General features: G+C 65.6%; 15 protein-coding genes. 1 reads left to right on the top strand and 14 read right to left on the bottom strand.

Annotated features, from left to right (window positions below; all coding sequences use genetic code 11):
* Positions 1-13: 13 nt before the first annotated feature.
* The 14 genes from HU766_RS19715 to HU766_RS19650 all read right to left on the bottom strand — a co-directional run bounded on the left by HU766_RS19715 (position 14) and on the right by HU766_RS19650 (position 18078).
* Positions 14-1426 carry an aminotransferase gene (locus tag HU766_RS19715; protein ID WP_186659920.1) on the bottom strand — a complete coding sequence of 471 codons (1413 nt, stop codon included), beginning with the start codon at positions 1424-1426 and terminating at the stop codon, positions 14-16.
* A 34-nt stretch (positions 1427-1460) separates the two neighbouring features.
* Positions 1461-2564 carry a polyamine ABC transporter substrate-binding protein gene (locus HU766_RS19710; protein WP_033698767.1) on the bottom strand — a complete coding sequence of 368 codons (1104 nt, stop codon included), beginning with the start codon at positions 2562-2564 and terminating at the stop codon, positions 1461-1463.
* 232 nt (positions 2565-2796) lie between these two features.
* Complete coding sequence (locus HU766_RS19705; protein WP_186659918.1) at positions 2797-3498, bottom strand: NAD(P)H-dependent oxidoreductase; 702 nt, start codon at positions 3496-3498, stop codon at positions 2797-2799.
* Positions 3499-3565: 67 nt separating this feature from the next.
* On the bottom strand, positions 3566-4756 hold the full coding sequence (locus HU766_RS19700) for a pyridoxal phosphate-dependent aminotransferase (RefSeq protein WP_186659916.1): 1191 nt from the start codon (positions 4754-4756) through the stop codon (positions 3566-3568).
* 23 nt (positions 4757-4779) lie between these two features.
* Positions 4780-6009: an alanine racemase gene (gene alr / locus HU766_RS19695; protein ID WP_186659914.1), complete on the bottom strand. Its 1230-nt coding sequence runs from the start codon at positions 6007-6009 to the stop codon at positions 4780-4782.
* 34 nt (positions 6010-6043) lie between these two features.
* A complete protein-coding gene (locus HU766_RS19690) occupies positions 6044-7651 on the bottom strand; it encodes a 5-guanidino-2-oxopentanoate decarboxylase (RefSeq protein WP_186659912.1) in 1608 nt (535 codons plus the stop codon).
* Positions 7644-9761: an acetate--CoA ligase family protein gene (locus HU766_RS19685; RefSeq protein WP_186659910.1), complete on the bottom strand. Its 2118-nt coding sequence runs from the start codon at positions 9759-9761 to the stop codon at positions 7644-7646. Before HU766_RS19685 ends, HU766_RS19690 begins: the two co-directional genes overlap by 8 nt.
* 18 nt (positions 9762-9779) lie before the next feature.
* On the bottom strand, positions 9780-10940 hold the full coding sequence (locus HU766_RS19680; RefSeq protein WP_186659908.1) for an acyl-CoA dehydrogenase family protein: 1161 nt from the start codon (positions 10938-10940) through the stop codon (positions 9780-9782).
* Between the two features lie 27 nt (positions 10941-10967).
* Positions 10968-11762 (bottom strand): enoyl-CoA hydratase/isomerase family protein, encoded by a 795-nt coding sequence (locus HU766_RS19675; RefSeq protein ID WP_033698775.1) that lies wholly within the window; start codon positions 11760-11762, stop codon positions 10968-10970.
* A gap of 222 nt (positions 11763-11984) precedes the next feature.
* Positions 11985-13388: an amino acid permease gene (locus HU766_RS19670; RefSeq protein ID WP_047580965.1), complete on the bottom strand. Its 1404-nt coding sequence runs from the start codon at positions 13386-13388 to the stop codon at positions 11985-11987.
* 220 nt (positions 13389-13608) lie between these two features.
* On the bottom strand, positions 13609-15867 hold the full coding sequence (locus HU766_RS19665) for an ATP-binding protein (RefSeq protein ID WP_186659905.1): 2259 nt from the start codon (positions 15865-15867) through the stop codon (positions 13609-13611).
* The gene (locus HU766_RS19660) at positions 15864-16646 is read right to left on the bottom strand and encodes a transporter substrate-binding domain-containing protein (protein ID WP_186659903.1); all 783 of its coding nucleotides are present in this window, start codon (positions 16644-16646) and stop codon (positions 15864-15866) included. The genes HU766_RS19665 and HU766_RS19660 overlap by 4 nt, the downstream gene beginning before the upstream one ends.
* A complete protein-coding gene (locus tag HU766_RS19655; protein WP_047580969.1) occupies positions 16643-17359 on the bottom strand; it encodes a response regulator in 717 nt (238 codons plus the stop codon). The genes HU766_RS19660 and HU766_RS19655 overlap by 4 nt, the downstream gene beginning before the upstream one ends.
* Before the next feature lie 74 nt (positions 17360-17433).
* The gene (locus HU766_RS19650) at positions 17434-18078 is read right to left on the bottom strand and encodes a TetR family transcriptional regulator C-terminal domain-containing protein (RefSeq protein WP_033698782.1); all 645 of its coding nucleotides are present in this window, start codon (positions 18076-18078) and stop codon (positions 17434-17436) included.
* A gap of 130 nt (positions 18079-18208) precedes the next feature.
* Between HU766_RS19650 and HU766_RS19645 the strand changes: the two genes are divergently transcribed.
* Positions 18209-18955 (top strand): enoyl-CoA hydratase, encoded by a 747-nt coding sequence (locus tag HU766_RS19645; protein WP_186659901.1) that lies wholly within the window; start codon positions 18209-18211, stop codon positions 18953-18955.
* Positions 18956-19289: the final 334 nt, after the last annotated feature.

Here is a 19289-nt window from a genome sequence, read left to right as displayed (position 1 = left end):
CTTTGCGCCAGGCTCATCGGCCTTGGTACAGCCCTTGCGCGGTGAGCTCACGCGCCGTTTCGATGATGCACTGGCGCAAGGTTTCGACGATTTCATCCACTTGCGCGTGCGTGATGATCAACGGCGGCGACATCACGTTCAGGTGCATGATCGGCCGAACCAGCAACCCCCTGGCCTGGGCTTTGCTATGGATACGCTCTCCGATGTTGACCGCGTCGGGGAACAACGCCTTGCTGGTTTTATCGGCAACGAACTCGACACAGGCCATCAACTTCATGCAGCGCACATCCCCGACCAAGGGCAGGTCGCGCAGGGTGTGCAGCCGTTGTTCCAGGTAGCTGCCAACATCCTTGACGTGCGCCAGCAACTGCTCGCGCTCGATGATCTCGATGTTCTTCAGGGCCGCTGTGCAGCACACCGGGTGCCCGCTGTAGGTGAAGCCGTGGGTGAAGCAGCGGCCCTTGCCTGGCTCGGCGATCACCTGCCAGATCCGCTCCGAGAAGATGCACGCACCCAGCGGCAGGTAGGCCGAGGTCAGGCCTTTGGCGGTGGTGATGATATCCGGGGTTACCCCGAACAGCTCCTCGCTGGCGAAGAAGGTGCCCAGGCGACCAAACGAGGTCACCACTTCGTCGGCGACGAACAGAATGTCGTAGGTCTGACACACCTGCCACATGCGCTCGAAGTAGCCCTTGGGCGGGATGATCACCCCGCCCGAACCCATGATCGGCTCGGCAAAGAACGCGGCTACGTTGTCGGCGCCCAGGGAAAGGATCTTGTCTTCGAACTCGGCCACCAGGAAGTCGAGGAACTCGGCCTCGTCCATGTCGTCCGGCGCACGGTACACGTTGGGGTTGGAAACGTGGTGGATCAGTTCATGGGCGTAGTCGAACTCGGGCACGCGGTCGGCCGCCTTGTTGCCGATCGCCATGGTCAGCGTGGTGGAGCCGTGATAGGCGTTGTAACGGGCGATCACGTGCTTTTTGTGCGGCTTGCCACGGCAGTTCTGGTAGTACTGGATCAGCCGGTAGGCAGTGTCGACGGCAGTGGAGCCACCGGTGGTGAGGAACACGTGATCGAGGTCGCCCGGCGCCAGTTGCGCAAGCTTCTGGCACAGCGCGATGGCGACGTCGTTGGCCATGTCGGAAAACGGATTGGAGTAGGCCAGCTTGCGTACCTGGTCGGCGATGGCCAGGGCCATCTCTTCGCGGCCCAGGCCGATATTGGTGCACCACATGCCGCCGACCGCATCGAGGAAACGGTTGCCGTGGGTATCGCGAATGTAGGCGCCTTCACCTTCGACGATATTCAGCGCGCCCTGTTCGCGGTGCTCGTCGAACACATGGTAGCCGTGCATGTAGTGGGCCTTGTCGGCGTCCACCAGTGGGTCGTGGGCGATGGCGAATGCTTTGCTTGGGGTGGCCATGGGCAGCTCCTTGGCGGGAATCGGTTGGCAGTGTTCAGAAACCGGTCTTGACCGTGCTCCAGACCCGGGTGATGGCGCGCATGTCCTTGGGGCTCTGGGTCTTCTGCGCGAACAGGCGTTCGCGGGTCTTGGCATCGGGGTAGATCGCCGGGTCCTGGCGGATGTCGGCCTGTACCAACGCCGTGGCAGCGGCATTGCTGTTGGCGTAGTGGATGTAGTCGGTGACCTTGGCCATGGTTTGCGGCTGCAGCAAAAACTCGATGAAGCGGTGCGCGTTGGCCGCGTGCGGCGCGTCCTTGGGGATGTACAGGTTGTCGAACCAGATCAGCGAGCCTTCCTGGGGGATGAAGAACGACAGCTTGATGGCCTTCTTCGCCTCTACCGCACGGGCCTGGGCGGTGGCGTAGTCACCTGACCAGGTCAGTGCCAGGCAGACATCGCCATTGGGCAGGCTGGTGAGGTAGTTGACCGAATCGAACTTGCGGATGTACGGGCGAATGCCCATCAGCAGTTGCTCGGCAGCCTTGAGGTCGGCCGGCGCTGCGCTGCGTGGGTCCTTGCCCAGGTACTGCAGGGCCAGCGGGATCACCTCGGTCGGCGCGTCCATCAAGGTGACGCCGCAGTCGGCGAAGCGCGAGACGATCTTGGGGTCGAACAGCATGGCCAGCGAGCCGATCGGTGCATCGGGCATGCGCGCGGTGATCTTGTCGACGTTGTAGGTGATGCCTGAACTGCCCCAGGTGTAGGGTGCCGAGTATTTCAGCCCCGGGTCGTACCCTTGCAGGTTGCTGACCACCTGCTCATCCAGGTTGTGCCAGCTGGGCAGTTGCTGCTTGTCCAACGCCTGGAACACGCCAGCCTGGATCAAGGGGGGGACCAGGGAAGCGTTGAGCATCACCAGGTCATAGCCGGAGCGGCCGGTCAGCAGTTTGGTCTGGACGGTCTCGTAGCCATCGAAGGTGTCGTAGACGACCTTGATGCCGGTGGCCTTCTCGAAGTCGGCCAGGGTGGTCTCGCCGATGTAGTCGGTCCAGTTGTACAGCCTTAGCGTGTTCGCGCTGCCCTCCTCCACCGCCAGTGCCTGCGTGGCGGCCGACGCCAGCAGCAGACCGCCAATCACCTTCAGTGCCTTGCGCATAGCAACTCCATCGTGTGACTGCTCCGGATCGAGCCGATGGGTTCACTATCGGGGGATTTGCTTGAGGGCAACATACCCCGAATGTGTGGGTGGCCGTTTGTAGGAGCGGCCTTGCGTCGCGAAAGGGCTGCGCAGCGGCCCCCGGATATGTGCGGTGACGCTGAAATCGAGGGGCCGCTACGCAGCCCTTTCGCGACGCAAGGCCGCTCCTACACACACATACACAACCGCGTTACCTCAGCGGATACAACGCCTCATCGAACTGCGCCAAGCGCGGGAATACCAGCGGCTGGTCGTCTGCCAACTGCTCCAGACGCTTCTGGTATTGCTGCAAAAACCCCTGGCGGGCCTCGGCGCTGATGTACGGCACGTGCCAGGCCACGAACGGTGGCAGCACCTCGAACCCGACATAGGCCAGCGTCCCCCGCAGAATCGGCCGCAACATGTCCTCGAGCGGCCCGTGAATCGCCCCTTCGCCAAACATGTGCTCACGCCCGCCCAGGGTCACCGTCACCAGCGCCTTCTTGCCAGCCAGCCCGCCCTGATCGTAGAAGCGCTTGCCGCCATAGCACACGCCCGACACCAGCACCCGGTCGATCCAGCCCTTGAGCATGGCCGGCGCCGAGAACCAGAAGATCGGGAAGTTCAGCACCAGCAGGTCCGCCCATAACAGCTTGTCCAGCTCTAGCTGGATATCCGCAGCGATAGCGCCGCTCTTGACCCCTAGGCGCTGCTCCAGGGCATAGACCAGGTACTCGGGGTTCTCGCGCTCGGCAAAATCATCAGCACTGGCTACTGGGTTCCAGCCCATGGCGTACAGGTCGCTGACCTGCACCGGGTGGCCCTGGTCGCGAAAGGTGGCCACGGCCTGGTCACGCAGGGCTGCGGTGAAGGATTGTGGCTCGGGGTGAGCGTGGACGATCAGTACATTCACAACGTTTCTCCTCACACAAAACGGGGTGCGTCAGCGACGGCGCAACACTCGATACAGCCGCGCCTACTCACGCAGGGGCCTGCTGTTGCATCAGTGCCTGGGCACAACGGGCAATGCGCCGGCAGGCATCGACTAGCGCCTCGGGGCCCACCACCAGCCCCAGGCGAATGTGACCGGCGGCGCTGGGGCCAAAGGCCTCGCCGGCCAGCACCGACACACCTTCGCGGTCCAGCAGGCGGTCGGCAAAGGCCTGCGCGCTGAGGCCGGTTGCGCGAATATCGACCATCACGAACATGCCGCCATCGGGTTTCAGGGCCTTGACGCCCGGGCAACCCGCCAAGTGTTCGCACACCAGGTCGCGCCGCTGGCGATAGGCGTCGCGCATGGCCTCCAGTGCTGGCATCGGCTGGGTCAAGGCCACCACGGCGGCGTCCTGGATAAAGTCCGGCGAGCCATACAGCATGCACAGGGCCAGGTTTTCCAGGTGCGTGGCCAGCTCAGGCGAGCTCACTACCCAGCCCACCCGCCAGCCCGTCATGGCGTGGGATTTCGACAGGCTGTTGAGGGTCGCGGTGCGCTCGGCCATGCCCGGCAGGCTGCCAGGGCTGACATGCTCGCCGTCGTACAGCAGCTCGCTGTACACCTCGTCAGAGATCAGCCACAGGTCGTGGGCGATGCACAGCGCTGCCAGTGCCTCCCAGGTCGCGCGCGGCAAGCTTGCACCCGAGGGGTTGTGCGGGCTGTTCAGGGCCAGGGCGCGGGTACGCGGGGTGATGCGCGCCGCGACGTCCTGCGGGCACACCCGAAAACCGTTCTCCGGCTTGACCGGCACCGGTACCACTTTGGCGCCGCAAGCACCGAACACCGCCTCGTAGGTGACGTACATGGGCTCGGCGACAATCACCTCGTCGCCGGGGTCGAGCACGCACTGGGCCACGCAGAACAACGCACACTGCGCACCCGCCAGCACCGTGACCTGCTCGGCACTGACGGCCTGGCCGCTGCGTTGCCGGTGGCGATCGGCGATGGCCTGGCGCAGGGCGAGCTTGCCGCGCACATCGGCGTAATGGGTATGGCCTGCTCGCAGGCTGTCGATGGCAGCCTCGACGATGGGGGCCGGGGTGTCGAAGTCCGGGTCCCCCACCGACAGCAGCAGGATGTCCTTGCCCTCGGCCTGCAGCGCCAGGGCGCGGTAGTGGATGTCCCAGGCGGCGGCGCCGTCGCCGGCGATACGTTGAGTCAGCTTGGCGTATTGCATGGCAGTCTCCTTTCAGTACGGGGTCAGTCGACGAGAATCTTCGGGTTTGAGCTGCCCCACACGGTGTACAGGTCAGCCAGCAATGCACCGTTGATATCTTCCATTTCGCCCTGGGTGATCTCACCCCCGGCCTGCTTGCCGAACAGCACCACCTCGTTGCCGTTCTTGACGTCGGGGAAGTCGGTGACATCGACCATCAAGGTGTTCATCGACACCTTGCCCACCACCGGCACGCGGTGGCCGTTGATCAGCACATGGCCCTTGTTGGTGAATACCCGGCGGTAGCCGTCAGAGTAGCCGACGGTGATATTGGCCAGGCGCGCGTCACGCGCCAAGGTGAAGGTGCGGTCATAGCCGACAGTGTTGCCGGCCGGGTAGCTGTGCACGGCGGCCACCCGCGACTTGAACTGCATGGCGCGCTGGTACTCGGTGCGCGTCGGCACGGTGTCGCCGAACAGCGCACCGCCGGTGCGGACCATGTCCAGGCGCGCCTCGGGCACCTCCAGGGTGGCGAAGGAGTTGGCCGCGTGCAGGGTCAGCTGGCTGCGGTCGAGCTTGGCATGCTTGATCAGCCAGTCGGCCTGCTGGTTGAACGCTGCCAGGCCCTTGCGTACATCGTCCTTGTCTTCCACAGCGAAGTGGGTCATCAACGCCACCAGCTTCAGGTGCTTCTGGTCGGTGATCTGCAGCGCTTCACCGCGCCCGCTCCAACTGGCCATCTCTACCCCGTTGCGGCTCATGCCGCTGGAATTGAGCGCCAGGTGAATACGCAAGGTCTTGCCATGGCGCTCGGCGATGGCGTCGGCCTGGCGGGCGAATTCGGCGCTGCCGACCAGTTCTTCCATGTCGTATTGCAAGGCATCTTCCAGCTCGCTCAGGCTGGCCAGGCGCACCCGCACCAGTTGCCCGGTAAAGCCGCTGGCCCTCACCACGCGAGCTTCCTCGTTGCTGGCCACCGCCACGCAGGGCACGCCAAGGGCGATGACCGAGGGCATCACCAGGCCGATGCCGTGGCCGTAGGCATCGGCCTTGAGCACGGCGCACAGCTTGGACTTGCCACCCAGCTCCGCTTGCAGGGTGCGGATGTTGTGTTGCAGGGCGCTTGCGCTGACCTCGACCCAGGCATTGCTGCTTTGCACGGTCAGGGCGTTGCTGCCGTTGTCCATCGACAGCGGTGGTGCGGCATACAGCGGGGCCTGGCCGGTGATCAGCAGGGCCAGGGAAGCAGCCAGAAGCGTGCGGCGAAATGGCATGGGGGTTTCTCTTGTCATGGGTAATGCGCCGCTGTCAGCAGACGCAGGTATGTTTGAGTTCGATAAAGGTCACGCCTGGCGTGGCGAAGCCGCAGGCCAGGTCTGCCTGCAAGGCATCCAGGTCGCGCGGCTGGCGCACTGCGCAGCCAAAAGCGCGGGCCAGGCCGATGAAGTCGGGGTTGCGCGGCAGCACGCCAACCGGCTCGATGTCCAGGCCAAGCATGTCGTCACGGATCTGCCCGAGGGCATCGTTGTTCCACAGCACCACCACCAGCGGCCGGTCCAGTTCCTCGACGGCGGTGGCCAGCTCCTGGGCGGTATAGAGGAAACCGCCGTCGCCGACCAGCACCAGGCCGGGGCGGTGGTCAGTGGCGAACATGCCGCCGATACCTGCCGGCAGGCCGTAGCCGAGGGTGCCGTAACCGGTGGGGTGCAGCCAGCTGCGCGGCGCCCGGCTGGCAAAGGCGTAGTTGCCGGTGTAGGCCAGTTGGGTCATGTCGCTACTGATGAAGGCGTCATCCGGCAGCACCGCTTCGATGCGATCGAGGATGGCCTGGTGAATGGCCTGCAACGGTGCATGCCCGTCACGGATGGCCTGGCGCAGGGCGGCCACCGTTGCGATAGCCTGACGAGGGTCGCGATCGCCCTCGGGCAAGGACGCCAGCAAGCCGTCGAGGGTCTGCCGCGCATCACCGTGCAGGGCCACGGCGCAGGGGTAGAAGTCGTTGAACTTGCGCGGGTCGATATCCACCCGCAGCAACTCGCCATTGACCGGCAGGCGCTCACGCCAGAAGTCGGTGTCGGCCATTTCGGTGCCCACCGCCAGCACCACATCGGCTTCGCTGATCAGTTGCCAGCCTGGCGCCACGCACAGGCTCGACCCGGCATTGAGCGGCGCCTCGGGAGGCAGCAGGCCCTTGCCGGCGACGCTGGTGAACAGCGGCGCTGCCAGGCGCGTGCTCAGTTGCTGAAGTTGTTCCGCAGCGTGCAATGCACCGCCGCCGGCGATGATCATTGGCCGTTTGGCTGCGGCCAGCTTCAGCGCCGCCTGGCCCAGCGTGGCCTGGTCGGGCTGGCCCCGCCCTGGCCGACGCACCACCTCGTCGCTCCAGTCGCGGGCAACGGGCGCGGCCAGCACGTCCAGCGGCACCGAGATGTGCACCGGGCGCGGGCGTTCGCTATCGAATACCGCCCAGGCACGGGCAATCAGCTCGGGCAGGTCTTCGGCGCCCAGCGCCACGGCGGAAAACGCCGTGATCGGCGCAGTCATGGCGCGCTGGTCCTGGGTTTCATGCAGGCAGCCCCAGCCTTTGCCCAGGCTGGCCGTGTGGTTGACGCTGGAAATCACCAGCAGCGGGATCGAGTCGGCATAGGCCTGGCCAATGGCGGTGGCGGCATTGGTCACGCCTGGGCCGGTGATGACAAAGCACACCCCCGGCCTGCCACTGACCCGGGCATAACCATCTGCCATGAAGCCGGCGCCCTGCTCATGCCGGGTCAGCACATGGCGGATGCCACTGCCGGGCAAGCCGCGGTACAGCTCCAGGGTATGCACCCCAGGGATACCAAACACGGTATCCACCCCGTAGTTGGCCAGCAGCCGTACCAGCGCCTGGCCGGCAGTTATCGGGCGCTCATGCATGTTGATCTCCTTGCGGCTGGCCGAGGCGGATCAGCGCATCGACCGCGGTGGTGCCGTGGGCACCAACCATCAATGGGTTCACATCCAGTTCCAGCAAGTGCCCGGCGTTTTCACAGGCGTAGTCGGCCACGGCGCGGATCGCCGCCACCAGTGCCTCCAGGTCGGCCGCCGGGCGGCCACGGAAACCTTGCAACAGGCTGGCGCTGCGCAGGCCCAGCAGCGCGGCACGGATGGCGCTGTCGGTGGTCGGCAGCATCAGGCTGACGCTGTCCTTGAGCAACTCCACCAGCACGCCGCCAGCGCCAATTACCAAGGCCAGGGCGAAATCGTTTTCACGCTTGATACCGACGATCAGCTCGGCCAACGGCGGCGGCGCCATGGGTTCGAGCAGTATCTGGTCGAACGGCACGCCTGGCGCATAGGCGCCGATGCGCTCGCGCATCTGCACCAGGGCGGCCTGTAGCGCCGCTGCATCACGCAGGTTCAGCGCCACCGCACCGGCTTCGGTCTTGTGCGGCAACTGCGCACTGACAGCCTTGAGCACCAGTGGGTAGCCCACCCCGGCAGCATCGTCCAGCGCGCGTTCAGGGGTACTCAGCACCCCGGCCGGCACCGGCAGACCAAAGGCGCTCAGGGCTTGTTTGGACTGCCATTCATCCAGCAGTCGGCCAGCGCCTTCGAGGGGCTGTGGGCTCAGCGGTACCTGCGCCGCCTCGCCCTGCTCCAGCAGGCGCTGGCGGCTGCGTTGATACGCCACAATCCGCCCCCACGCCGCCAAGCCATCTTCAACCCCTTGCAGCGCGGCGATGCCGCGCGCATGCAGGCGTTCACGGGCGGTTGCCGGCAACAGCTCGGGAAACGCCGAGGTGACGAAGCCGATCTTGCCGTGGCGCTCCAGCGCATCGCAGTACAGCGCCAGCAACAGGTCGCATTCCTTGCGCTCGCCGGTGAACTGCGCCGGGTAGTCGAGCACCAGCATGGCCGCATCCGCCGCGCCGCACAGGGTGCTGTCGAGCATGCGTTGCAGGGCCGCTTCATCGCCCCAGATCGCGGTGGTGAAATCCAGCGGGTTGACCAGGTTGGCGTAGGCCGGCAGCACGTGGGCCAGCGCGTCGACCTGCCCCGGCTCCAGGCTGGGCAGGCTCAGCTGGTTGCGCTCGGCGTAGTCGGCGATCAAACCGGCGTCACCGCCCGAACAGGCCAGCGCGAGCAGCCGGCCATCGCCAGGCAGGCGGCCACAAGCGGCGGCCTTGAGCGTCTCGACGAAGCTCACCGGGCCACTCACGCGAATCACGCCCAGGCGCTGGAACAGGCTGTCATACAGGGCATCGGAGCCAGACAGCGAGCTGGTGTGGCTGAGCGCCAGTTCCGCACCGATCTGCGACACGCCGGTCTTCAGGGCAATGATCGGCGTGCCCTGCTGCAGCGCCTTGTACGCGGCGCGGGCAAAGCCGGGCACGTTTTTCAGGCCCTCGAGGTGCAAGCCGATGGCGGTCACCCGTGGGTCGTCGAGCAGCACGTCCATCAGCTCGGCCACGCCCAACTGCGCCTGGTTGCCGACCGACGCCATGTAAGCCACCGGCAACGAACGGTCGCTCATGGACAGGTTGTAGGCGAAGTTGCCGCTTTGGGTGAGGATCGCCACGCCCTTCTCTACCTGCTTGCCACCATGGGCCACCGGCCACAGGGCGGCACCGTGCAGGTAGTCGAGCAGGCCATAGCAGTTGGGGCCGAGCAAGGCCATGTTGCCGGCCGCCGCCAGCAAGCGCTGCTGCAGCAGGCGACCTTGCTCGCCGCTCTCGGCAAAGCCCGAGGCATAGCAGATGGCACCCCCGGCACCGAGGGCGGCCAGCGCCTCGACGCAGTGCAGGGTCAGCTCACGGTTGGTGGCGATGAACACCGCGTCAGGCGCGCAGGGCAAGTCCGCCACCTGCGCCAAACAGGGGATGCCCTCGAGGCTGGCGTGCTGCGGGTTGACCAGCCACAGCGGGCCGGCAAAGCCACCTTCGGCACAGCGCTTGAGGGCCCGGGCCATGCTGCGCCCGCCCACGAAGGCCAGGTGCCGTGGCGCCAGCAGGCGCTTGAGGTTGTCACGAATCGAATGCGACATGCTAATTCTCCAGGGCGATCAACGCAGCAACGGGCGCAGCAGTTCGCGGGCAATGATGTGCCGCTGGATTTCCGAGGTACCCTCCCAGATCCGCTCGATGCGGGCGTTGCGCCAGATGCGTTCGACCGGCCCTTCGTCCATCAGGCCCATGCCGCCAAAAATCTGCACGGCTTCGTCGGCGACCTTGCCCAGCACTTCGCTGGCGAACAGTTTGGCCATGCCCGCTTCGCCATCGGTCATGCTGCCTTGGTCCATCTTCCAGGCGGTGTGCAGGGTGAGCAGTTCGGCGGCGCGGATCTGCGTGGCCATGTCGGCCAGCTTGAACGACACGCCCTGATAGCTGCCGATGGGTTGGCCAAACTGCTTGCGGTCGGCAGCCCACTGCAGGGAGGCGTCGAGTGCGCGCTGGGCTTGGCCGACGCAGTTGGCAGCGACCATCACGCGGCCGGCGGTAAGCCACGCGTTGGCCACTTCCCAGCCCTTGCCGACTTCGCCCAGCACCTTGCTGGCCGGTACCCGGCAGTCGTCGAAAAACAGCTCGTACGTGTGATAACCCCGGTTGCTTACGCACTTGGGCCCGCGGCGGATGGTCATGCCGGGGGTATCCCGGTCGACCAGCAAGGCGGTGACCGCATTGCGTTTGCGCCCGTTGTGCTCGTAGGTGTCGGTGACCGCGAAGACGATGGCGAAGTCGGCATGGCCGGCGTGGCTGATGAAGTGCTTGCTGCCGTTGATCACGTAGTCGTCGCCCTGGCGTACGGCGCGGGTCTTGATGGCGTTGGCGTCAGAGCCGGCGCCGGGTTCGGTCAGGGCGAAGCAATCGGTCTTTTCACCCTGCACGCACGGCAGCAGGTAATCGGTGATCTGTTGGTCCTTGCAGGCCATGAGAATTTTCGAGGGGCGCGCAACGAACACGTGCAGTGCCCAGGAAACCTTGGACAACTCGCGCTCGATCAGTGCCTGTGACAGGTAGTCGAGGCCACCGCCGCCGACTTCCTCGGGCATGTTGAAGGCGTAGAACCCGGCGGCGATGGCCTTGCCGCGGATCTGCGCGGCAAGCTCCGGCGACACGGCGTCGGCGCGGTCCACCGCCTCTTCATGGGGCAGCAGTTCCTTGGCCACGAAGCTGCGTACCGCTTCCACCAACATTTCTTGTTCTTGGGTCAGTTGGAAATTCATCTGCGAAGGTCCTGGAAGGGGAACGGGTTATTGGCCAACGAAGTGTGGCGGGCGGCGTTGCACCGAGGCCTTGAGCGCCTCGGCGCCGTCCTGGCTACGCCCGCACAGCAAGCCGGCCTGGCGCTCGGCCTCGAGCTGCTCGGCCAGGGTGCGTTGCGCGCCCTCGCGGATCAGCCGCTTGGTCTGCGCGTAGGCGAAGGTCGGGCCGTTGGCCAGGCGGCCGGCCAGTTCGGCAGCCACTGCAGGCAACTGCTCGTCGGCGCAGACCTCGCTCACCAGCCCCGCCGCCAACGCGCGGTCGGCGCCCCACAGTTCATCGAGGAACAACAGCCGTTTGGCTTGCTCACTGCCGATCAGCCGCGGCAGGTGCCAGCTGGCGCCGGCGTCGGGGCTGTAGGCCATGCTGGTGTAACCGGCCTTGAAACGGGCCGAGGCGGCGGCGATGCGCAGGTCGCAGCACAGGCTCAGGTCCATGCCGCCGCCGACGGCGGTGCCATTGATGGCGGCGAGGGTGGGTTTGTCGAGGGTGTGCAGGCGCAGCATCAGGGCATGGGCGGTCTCGGTCCAGCCGTAGCTTTCCAGCGCGCCCCGGGCTTCGGCTTCGGCCCACTCGGCAAGGTCGGCACCAGCGCAGAAGCTGCGCCCGCTGCCGGTCAGCACCACCACGCGTACAGCCGGGTCGCTGTTGCAGGTGTCCAGCAGGGCATGCAGTTGCTTGAGGGTGGGGATGTCCAGCGCGTTGCGCTGTTCGGGGCGGTTGAGGGTGATCCAGGCAACGCCGGCTTCGACCTTGCTCAACAGTGACGATGACGGGGTAGTCATGGGGGGCCTCTCGGTATTGTTGTTAGGGGTGGAGGGCTTGACGAGCCGATACTAAACGAGTGTTCAACAAGGTGGAGTGGGTTGTTACAACTTTGCACAACTCGGGTTTTTGCGGTGAGCTGTGAGATAGCGGGGGGCTGCTTTGCAGCCCTTTCGCGACGCGAGGCCGCTCCTACAGACGACCGTGTTCTGTTGGAGGAGCGGCCCGGGCAGACCCAAGCCCTACCCCACACTCGGCGCCAAGGCCCCCTGGCGCCGACGGTTCACCACGAAATACGCCGCATAGCACAGGGCAATGAAGCCAAAGCCCCAATACAACGACGGCCGCTGGGTCTCATCCATGGCCAGGAACACGAACAGCGAGCAGCACAGGGTGATGCACAGCAGCGGCACCAGCGGATACAGCGGCGCCTTGTACTTGAGGTCCTGCAGCTGCCCACCATCACGCAGAAACGCCTTGCGGAACCGGTACTGCGCCAGGGCGATGACGATCCAGGTCACCGTGCCAGACATGCCACTCACCGCCATCAGCACCATGAACAAGGTGTCGGCGGCGATGAAGCTGGTCATCAGCGACACCAGGGCAAAGCACAGGGTGATGCTCAGGGCACGCAGCGGCACACCGCGTTTGCTCAACGGCGACAGGCTTCTGGGCGCCATGCCCGTCTTCGACATCGCCCAGAGAATGCGTGTGGAGGCATACAGCCCGGAGTTGCCCACCGACAGGATGGCGGTGAGGATGACGAAGTTCATCAGGTCGGCCGCATAAGGAATGCCGACCATGTCGAACACCTGCACGAACGGGCTTTCCATCAAGCCGGCCTGCTCGTAGGGCACGATGGCTGACAGCACGGCAATCGCCAGCACGTAGAAGATCAGCACGCGGAACACCACGTTGCGCACGGCGCGGGGGATGCTCTTTTCCGGGTGCTCGGTCTCGCCGGCCGCCACGCCCATGATTTCGCAGCCCTGGAAGGCATACACCACGGTCATCATCACCGCGAACACCGCCGACAGCCCGTGGGGGAACACCGACTCACCCATCAGGTTGTTCAGCATCGGCGCCGGCGCCCCGCTGTTCAGCGGGATGGCGCCAAAGATCACCAGCAGGCCGATCACGATGAAGCCGAGGATGGTCGCCACCTTGATCCCCGAGAACCAGTACTCCGCCTCGCCAAAGGCCCGCGTGGCCAAGGCATTGAGGCCGAACAGCACGACCACGAACAACGCCGACCAGTACCAGATCGGCACCTCGGGGAACCAGCGGGTCATCAACATGCCTGCAGCGGTGAACTCCAGGCCCACGGTGGTGGCCCAGCTCATCCAGTACACCCAGCCGATCATGAAGCCGGTGGCCGGGCCGATGAACTTGGTGGCGTGAGCCTGGAACGAACCGGAGACCGGCATCTGCACCGACAGCTCGCCCAGGCAGACCATCACCAGGTACATCAACAGCCCCGCCACCAGGTAGGCCAGGATCGCGCCCATCGGCCCGCCCTGGTTGATGGTCACGCCCGAGCCCATGAACAGACCGGTGCCGATCACACCGCCCAGCGACAGCATGAAGATGTGCCGGCTTTTCAGCGCGCGGGTGAGCTGGATCTTGCCTTCGTGGGTGTCAGTCATGGCGCACCCCACCGTTGCAGGGGGTGCGTGGCAACGCGGGCGCGCCGCGTACAAGCGTTGGTTCGAGGAGGGGCTGAGCGCTACGGCATGTCATTATTGTTATCTCCAATAAGCCTCATGGACCGCGTGCAACACGGTTGCCATCGATTATTGGAAACGGATGTAAGGTGCCGTTGTACGAACCGCTCGAAGATGTAAAAAGTCGTAAGTTTTTTGTATGTCAGCGCTGGGTCAGCTGTTGCAGGGTCGTGCGGGCGTGTTCCAGCTGGGCTGTCAGCGGCTCGCCGAGCGCCAGCAGCGCCTGCACGTCGTGACGCTGCGCTGCCGCCTCAAAGCGGCGCAACAGCGCCGCCAGGCCGGCAAAACCCAGGGAATCGCAACTGCCCGCCAGGCGGTGCGCAAGGTGCGACACCTCTGTGCAGTCCATGGCCTGCAGGGCATCGGCCAACGCGGTCGCGTGTTGTTCGAGCGAATGTTGCAACACCGCCAGCAGGTCCTGAAGCTTCTGCTCACCGAGCAAGCTGCGGTGGGTTTGCAGCAGCGACCAGTCCATGCCCAAGCCATCGGCAGGCGCAGCCACCTCGGCAGGCGCCGCCTCGGCCAGGGCCTGGCGCAGCTGGCCCAGCCGCAGCGGCTTGGCCAGTACCCCCTGCATGCCGGCGGCCAGGTAACCGGGCACCTGCGCTGGCTGCACCCCGGCGGTCAGCGCCAGGATGCGGCTGTCACGGTTTGGCCCTGGGGTAGCGCGGATACGCCGGCACAACGCCACACCGTTCATGCCGGGCAAGTGCACGTCCAGCAGGATCAGGCCGAACCGCTGCTGGGCACAGGCTTGCAGGGCTTGCTCGGCGTCCTCGGCAAAGCACACCCGGTGGCCATCGCGGGCCAGCAAGCCGCCCACCACCTCGCGGTTCAGCGCCACGTCCTCGACCACCAGGATATCCAGGCTGGCCGAGGCCACGTGAGCGTGCTCACGGGCGACGGCAGGCTGCCCACGCGCCATGTCGAGCTCGAACCAGAAGCAACTGCCCTGCCCTGGCACGCTGTCCAGGCCTATGCACCCGCCCAGCTTTTCCACCAGGTGCTTGCAGATCGCCAGGCCCAGGCCGGTGCCCCCGTAACGCCGGGCCACGGCTTCGCTGGCCTGGATAAAGCGGTCGAAGATCTTCGCCTGCATGGCCGGTTCGATGCCGATGCCATTGTCACTGACCGACACCCGCAGCCGCTGCCCGCGTTCATCGCTGGCCAGCACCTGCACCCTCAGCGTGACCTGACCGTGCTCGGTGAACTTGATGGCGTTGGCCAGCAGGTTGCTCAGCACCTGGCGCAGGTACTGCTCGGCGCCGTGCTGGTGCTCGGCCAGCTGCCCGTCGATCGCCACGTGCAGCGTATCGCCACGCTCCAGGGCCATGGGTTCGAGCAATGCCAGCACCTCCCCGCACAGCTGGCGCAGCGAGAAAACCAGCGTTTCGGCGTGGCTTTCACCCTCTTCCAGGCGGGCAAAGCAAAGCACCTCGTCAAGAATGGCCAGCAGCCCTTCGCCGGCCTTGTACAAGGCTTCCAGGCGTTGCCGGTGGGTAGCGTCGAGCCTGGCGCCACGCAGCAGTTCGGCCATGCCCAGAATGCCGTTGAGCGGCGTGCGCAACTCATGGCTCATGGTCGCCAGAAAGCGCGACTTGGCCAGGTTGGCGGCTTCAGCCTCGTCCTTGGCCCGGGCCAGGCTCGCCGTGCGCCGCTCGACCATGGCCTGCAGCTCATCGCGCTTGCCCTGCAGCGCCAGGCGGTCGAGCTCGCGGCGCTCGATGTCGCTGAGGATGGCTCGGCGCATATCGTCCAGCGCATGGGCCACGGTGTCGATTTCGTCCGGGCGCGCCGAGCGGCGCCGGTCCAGGCGCAGCGGCTGCTGCCAATGCCCGGCACCGATGCGCCGGGCAAATTCGGCCATCACTTGCAAATGGCGCGTCACTAGGCGGTAGAACAACCCCGACAGCGCGACGGCCAGGCCACACAGGAAAACGCCCATCCACAGCAGGCTGGCCAGGCCTGTGGCATACAGCCGCCGGTGCACCGCGCCCAGGTCGATGCTGACCTCCAGTTCGCCAAGGTGCCGCGCCGGCCCCGAGGGCGGCTGGTAATCCAGGGGGAAGCGCTCGATGCGCAGGGGCCCCTTGGGCTCGGCATCACCGCGCAACAGGGTGAAGTCATCGCTGACCAGGCGTACCCGGGCCACATCGGAAAAGTCCACCAGGCCACGCAACTGCACATCCAGTTGCGCTTCGTCGAGGTCCCACAGGCTGCGCTCGAGGCTTGCCAGGTAACCGGCACGGATCAACGCCATGCGCGCTTCAATATCACGCATCTCACGGCGGTATTCGAAGTACAACTGCACGGAGCTGGCCAGCACGGTGAAGCACAGGCTGAACAGCAGGATGAACAACAGCAGGCGCCGCAGCAGGCCATCGGTGCGCAGGCGGATCATCGCGCGTCCGCCGGCAGGTCGATCATGTCGCGGTAGGTCACTTCGCTCTGCTCCAGCCAACGGTCGATCTCGCCGGCCTCGCGCATGCGCTGCAGTTGACGGTCGATCTCGTCCATGTGCTGGCTCAACGGTGATTGCCGCGACACCGCAACGCGCAGGTAGTCCACGCTCAGGGCGGCGGGCAAGGCGCGGATGTCTTCGGCGCCGGGCAGGTGCTCGATGAATAGCTCCCCGGTCCGCCGCTCCTGAATCACGAAGTCGATGCGCCCACGGATCAGCTTGCCGAAGTTCTGCTGGCTGGACGAGACCCGCTCGATGTTCTGGTGACGGGCGACGAAACGGTCGAATTCGGCGCCATAGCTTTCACCGTAGAGCAATCCGCCACGGTACCGGGCCAGGTCTTCCAGGTGCTCGAACTGCACGGGTCGATGGCGGTTGTAAAACACCGCCACTTCCTCACGGATCACCGGCACCGAAGAAAACCGCATGCCCTGGTCACGTTGGTCGCTGTCGTAGGCCAGCACCACATCCACCCGCCCGGCGGCAACGTCCATCAGGCAACGCTTCCAGTTGCCCAGCACCACGGTCTGCACGTCTCGGCCCATCCGCGCGAACAGCTCACGGACCACCGTTGGCGCCAGGCCGCGCACCTGGTGGCCATCGCTCCAGGAAATCGGCGGGTATACCGGGTAGTCGCAGTAGCGCACCGGCTCGGCCGCTGCGGCCTGCACGCCTGGCAGCAGCAAGGCCAGGGCGAGCAGGCTGCCAAGGGTGTTCACGCCGCCACGCTGGCAGTGAACAGGTAACCGGTGCCATGGATGGTGATGATCAACTGCGGCTCGGCCGGGTCGTCGTGCAGCTTGCGGCGCAGCCGGCCGACCAGCACGTCGATGGAACGGTCGTTGGGCATCCACTCACGGTTGCGAATCTGGTCCATCAGCTGGTCGCGGCTCAAGGTATGGCCACTGTTGCGCAGAAACACGCTGAGCAACTGGAACTCGCCGTGGGTCAGCAAGGTTTGCCCGCCACGGGGGTCGATCAGGCGCCGGCGGTCAGTGTCCAGCGCCCAGTCGGCAAACTGCTTCAGCGATTGTGCGCAGGCGGGGGTTGGGTGCACCTCGCGGGCATGGCGCACGCGGCGAATCAGGTTTTTGGCGCGCGACACCAGCTCACGGGGGTTGAGCGGTTTCATGATGTAGTCGTCGGCGCCGCACTCCAGGCCGACGATGCGGTCGATGTCGTCGTTGCGCCCGGTGATGAGGATGATGCCGACCTCCGAGCGCACCCGCAGCTCGCGGGTCAGGGTCAGGCCGTCCTTGCCGGGCAAGCGGATGTCCAGCAGCACCAGGTCGACGTCGTGGCTGCCAAGCAGCGCCTCGGCCTTTTCGGCGGTGTCGGCACAGTGCACGTCGTAGCCTTCCTGGGACAGATAGGCCTGCAGCAAGTCACGAATAAGCGGATCGTCATCGACGATCAATACCCGAGGCGTCATTGCGTGTCGTCTCTTTTTTTATTGGTTTGGTCTACACACTCGCGACAGCAGCGTACTCGTTACTGAACGGGCGATCAACAGCCCTCGGGCAGGCGGAAGCGTTGCCGCCCACCGGCCTGCAAGCCATCGACCCAGGCCTCGCAGATCTGCACACCCTGGGCCGGGGTGAAGGTGCCGGGGTTCAGGCCCGATTCGAGCCACAGGCCATCGAGCAAGGCGCTCAGGCTGATCGCTGCCAGGTCGGCGTCAAAGCCCTGCCAGCCCTCTTCCACGGCCAGCGTGGCAAGCAGCCGGCTCAGCTCGTTGCGGTATTCGCCATACGAGTGTTCATGCACCTGGTTGATCGCCTCGGCGGTCTTGACGGCGCCCCAGAACGCTAGCCAGGCATCGAGCAGCTGCGGGTCGAGCAGTTCGGCGCAGAACGAGGCGCGGAAGAACGCCGACAGCCGCTCGCGGGCCGTGGGCGCGGCCTGGGCCATGGCTTCGCGCAACAGGCCCATGACCCGCCCGGTGACCGCCATGTAGGCTTCGGCCACCAGTTCGTCCTTGCCGGCGTAATGGTGGCTGATCAGCCCCACCGACACCCCGGCCTCGGCGGAAATCTTGCGGATCGAGGCCCCCTGGAAACCATGGCGTTTGAGGCAGACCAAGGTCGCTTCGACCAGGTTGGCCTTGCGCAATTGCGGCAGCATGCGGTGGTAGCGGGCTTCCTGGCTCATCGGCGGTTCTCGGGCGGTTGACGGGGCTGAACGACTGTACAACAAGCCGAACGCCATGATAAACCCTGATGGCCACTGCCCGGCGGTTACCCTGTTGCCGGGCTCACCCACAACAACAAAAGCGGCTGCCATGAACGACCTGATCACACGCGAACTGGACCAGGGCCTGCTGACCCTGACCTTCAACCGCCCCGACAAGCTCAATGCCCTGAACATCGCCATGTACCGCCAGTTTGGCGACCTGCTGCTGGCGGCGGGTGAAGCCCCCCAGGTGGAGGCGATCCTCATCACCGGCGGCGCGCACTGCTTCAGCGCCGGCAACGACCTGCGCGATTTCCTCGACAACCCGCCCTGCGACAGGGACAGCCCGGTGTTCCGCCTGATGCGCATTGTCATGGGCCTGGAAAAGCCGCTGATCGCTGCGGTCAGTGGCGCGGCGATCGGCATCGGTGCCACCCTGCTGCTGCATTGCGACCAGGTACTGGTCAGCCGTTCGGTGAAACTGCGCATGCCGTTTGCGCCGCTGGGAGTATGCCCGGAGTTTGGTTCCAGCCTGTTGCTGCCGCGTATGCTCGGGCATGCCCGCGCCGCCCGCTTGCTGATGGCCAACGAGCTGCTCGATGGCGAGCAGGCGGTGGCCTGGGGGTTGGCCAATGAGCTGCATGACGATGGCGAGCAGTGCCTGGCGGCTGCACGGCAACTGGCGCGGCGCCTGCAGGGTTATCCGCAGGAAGCGTTGCGGGTCAGCAAGCGCCTGCTCAAGGATGGGCTGCGCGAGGCGCTGGAGGCGACTGTGGAGCGGGAGAGCCAGTTGTTTATCGAGTGCTTGCGCACGCCGGCGGCCAGGGCGGCGTTGCGGGAGTTGCTCAGGGATTGAGGATCGGGCGCTGGTCTTGAAGTGCATGGCCTGATTTTTCTGGCGCCTGTGAGATCGAGCGCCGCCCGCGCGGCGCTTCGCGGCGCAAGGCCGCTCCCACATCTGTTTCGGGCCAGTTATGCCTGAAGCATTGGCGCGCGGCCCCTTTGGTGCTCGCCTCGATATAGCGTCGTACAGACAAGGGGGCGCGCGCCTATATAACAGGACTCACTGGCCCGAAACAAATGTGGGAGCGGCCTTGCGCCGCGAAGCGCCGCGCGGGCGGCGCTCGATCTCAAAGGCGCCAAAACCCTCAAGCCCCACACCCCGAAGACCACACCCAATCCCCCCTAAT

Source organism: Pseudomonas sp. SWRI77 (assembly GCF_014269105.1).
In the GTDB taxonomy this organism is placed as follows: domain Bacteria; phylum Pseudomonadota; class Gammaproteobacteria; order Pseudomonadales; family Pseudomonadaceae; genus Aquipseudomonas; species Aquipseudomonas capeferrum.
The sequence above is the reverse complement of the archived record's forward strand: the minus strand, read 5'-3'. Positions and strand labels throughout refer to the sequence as shown.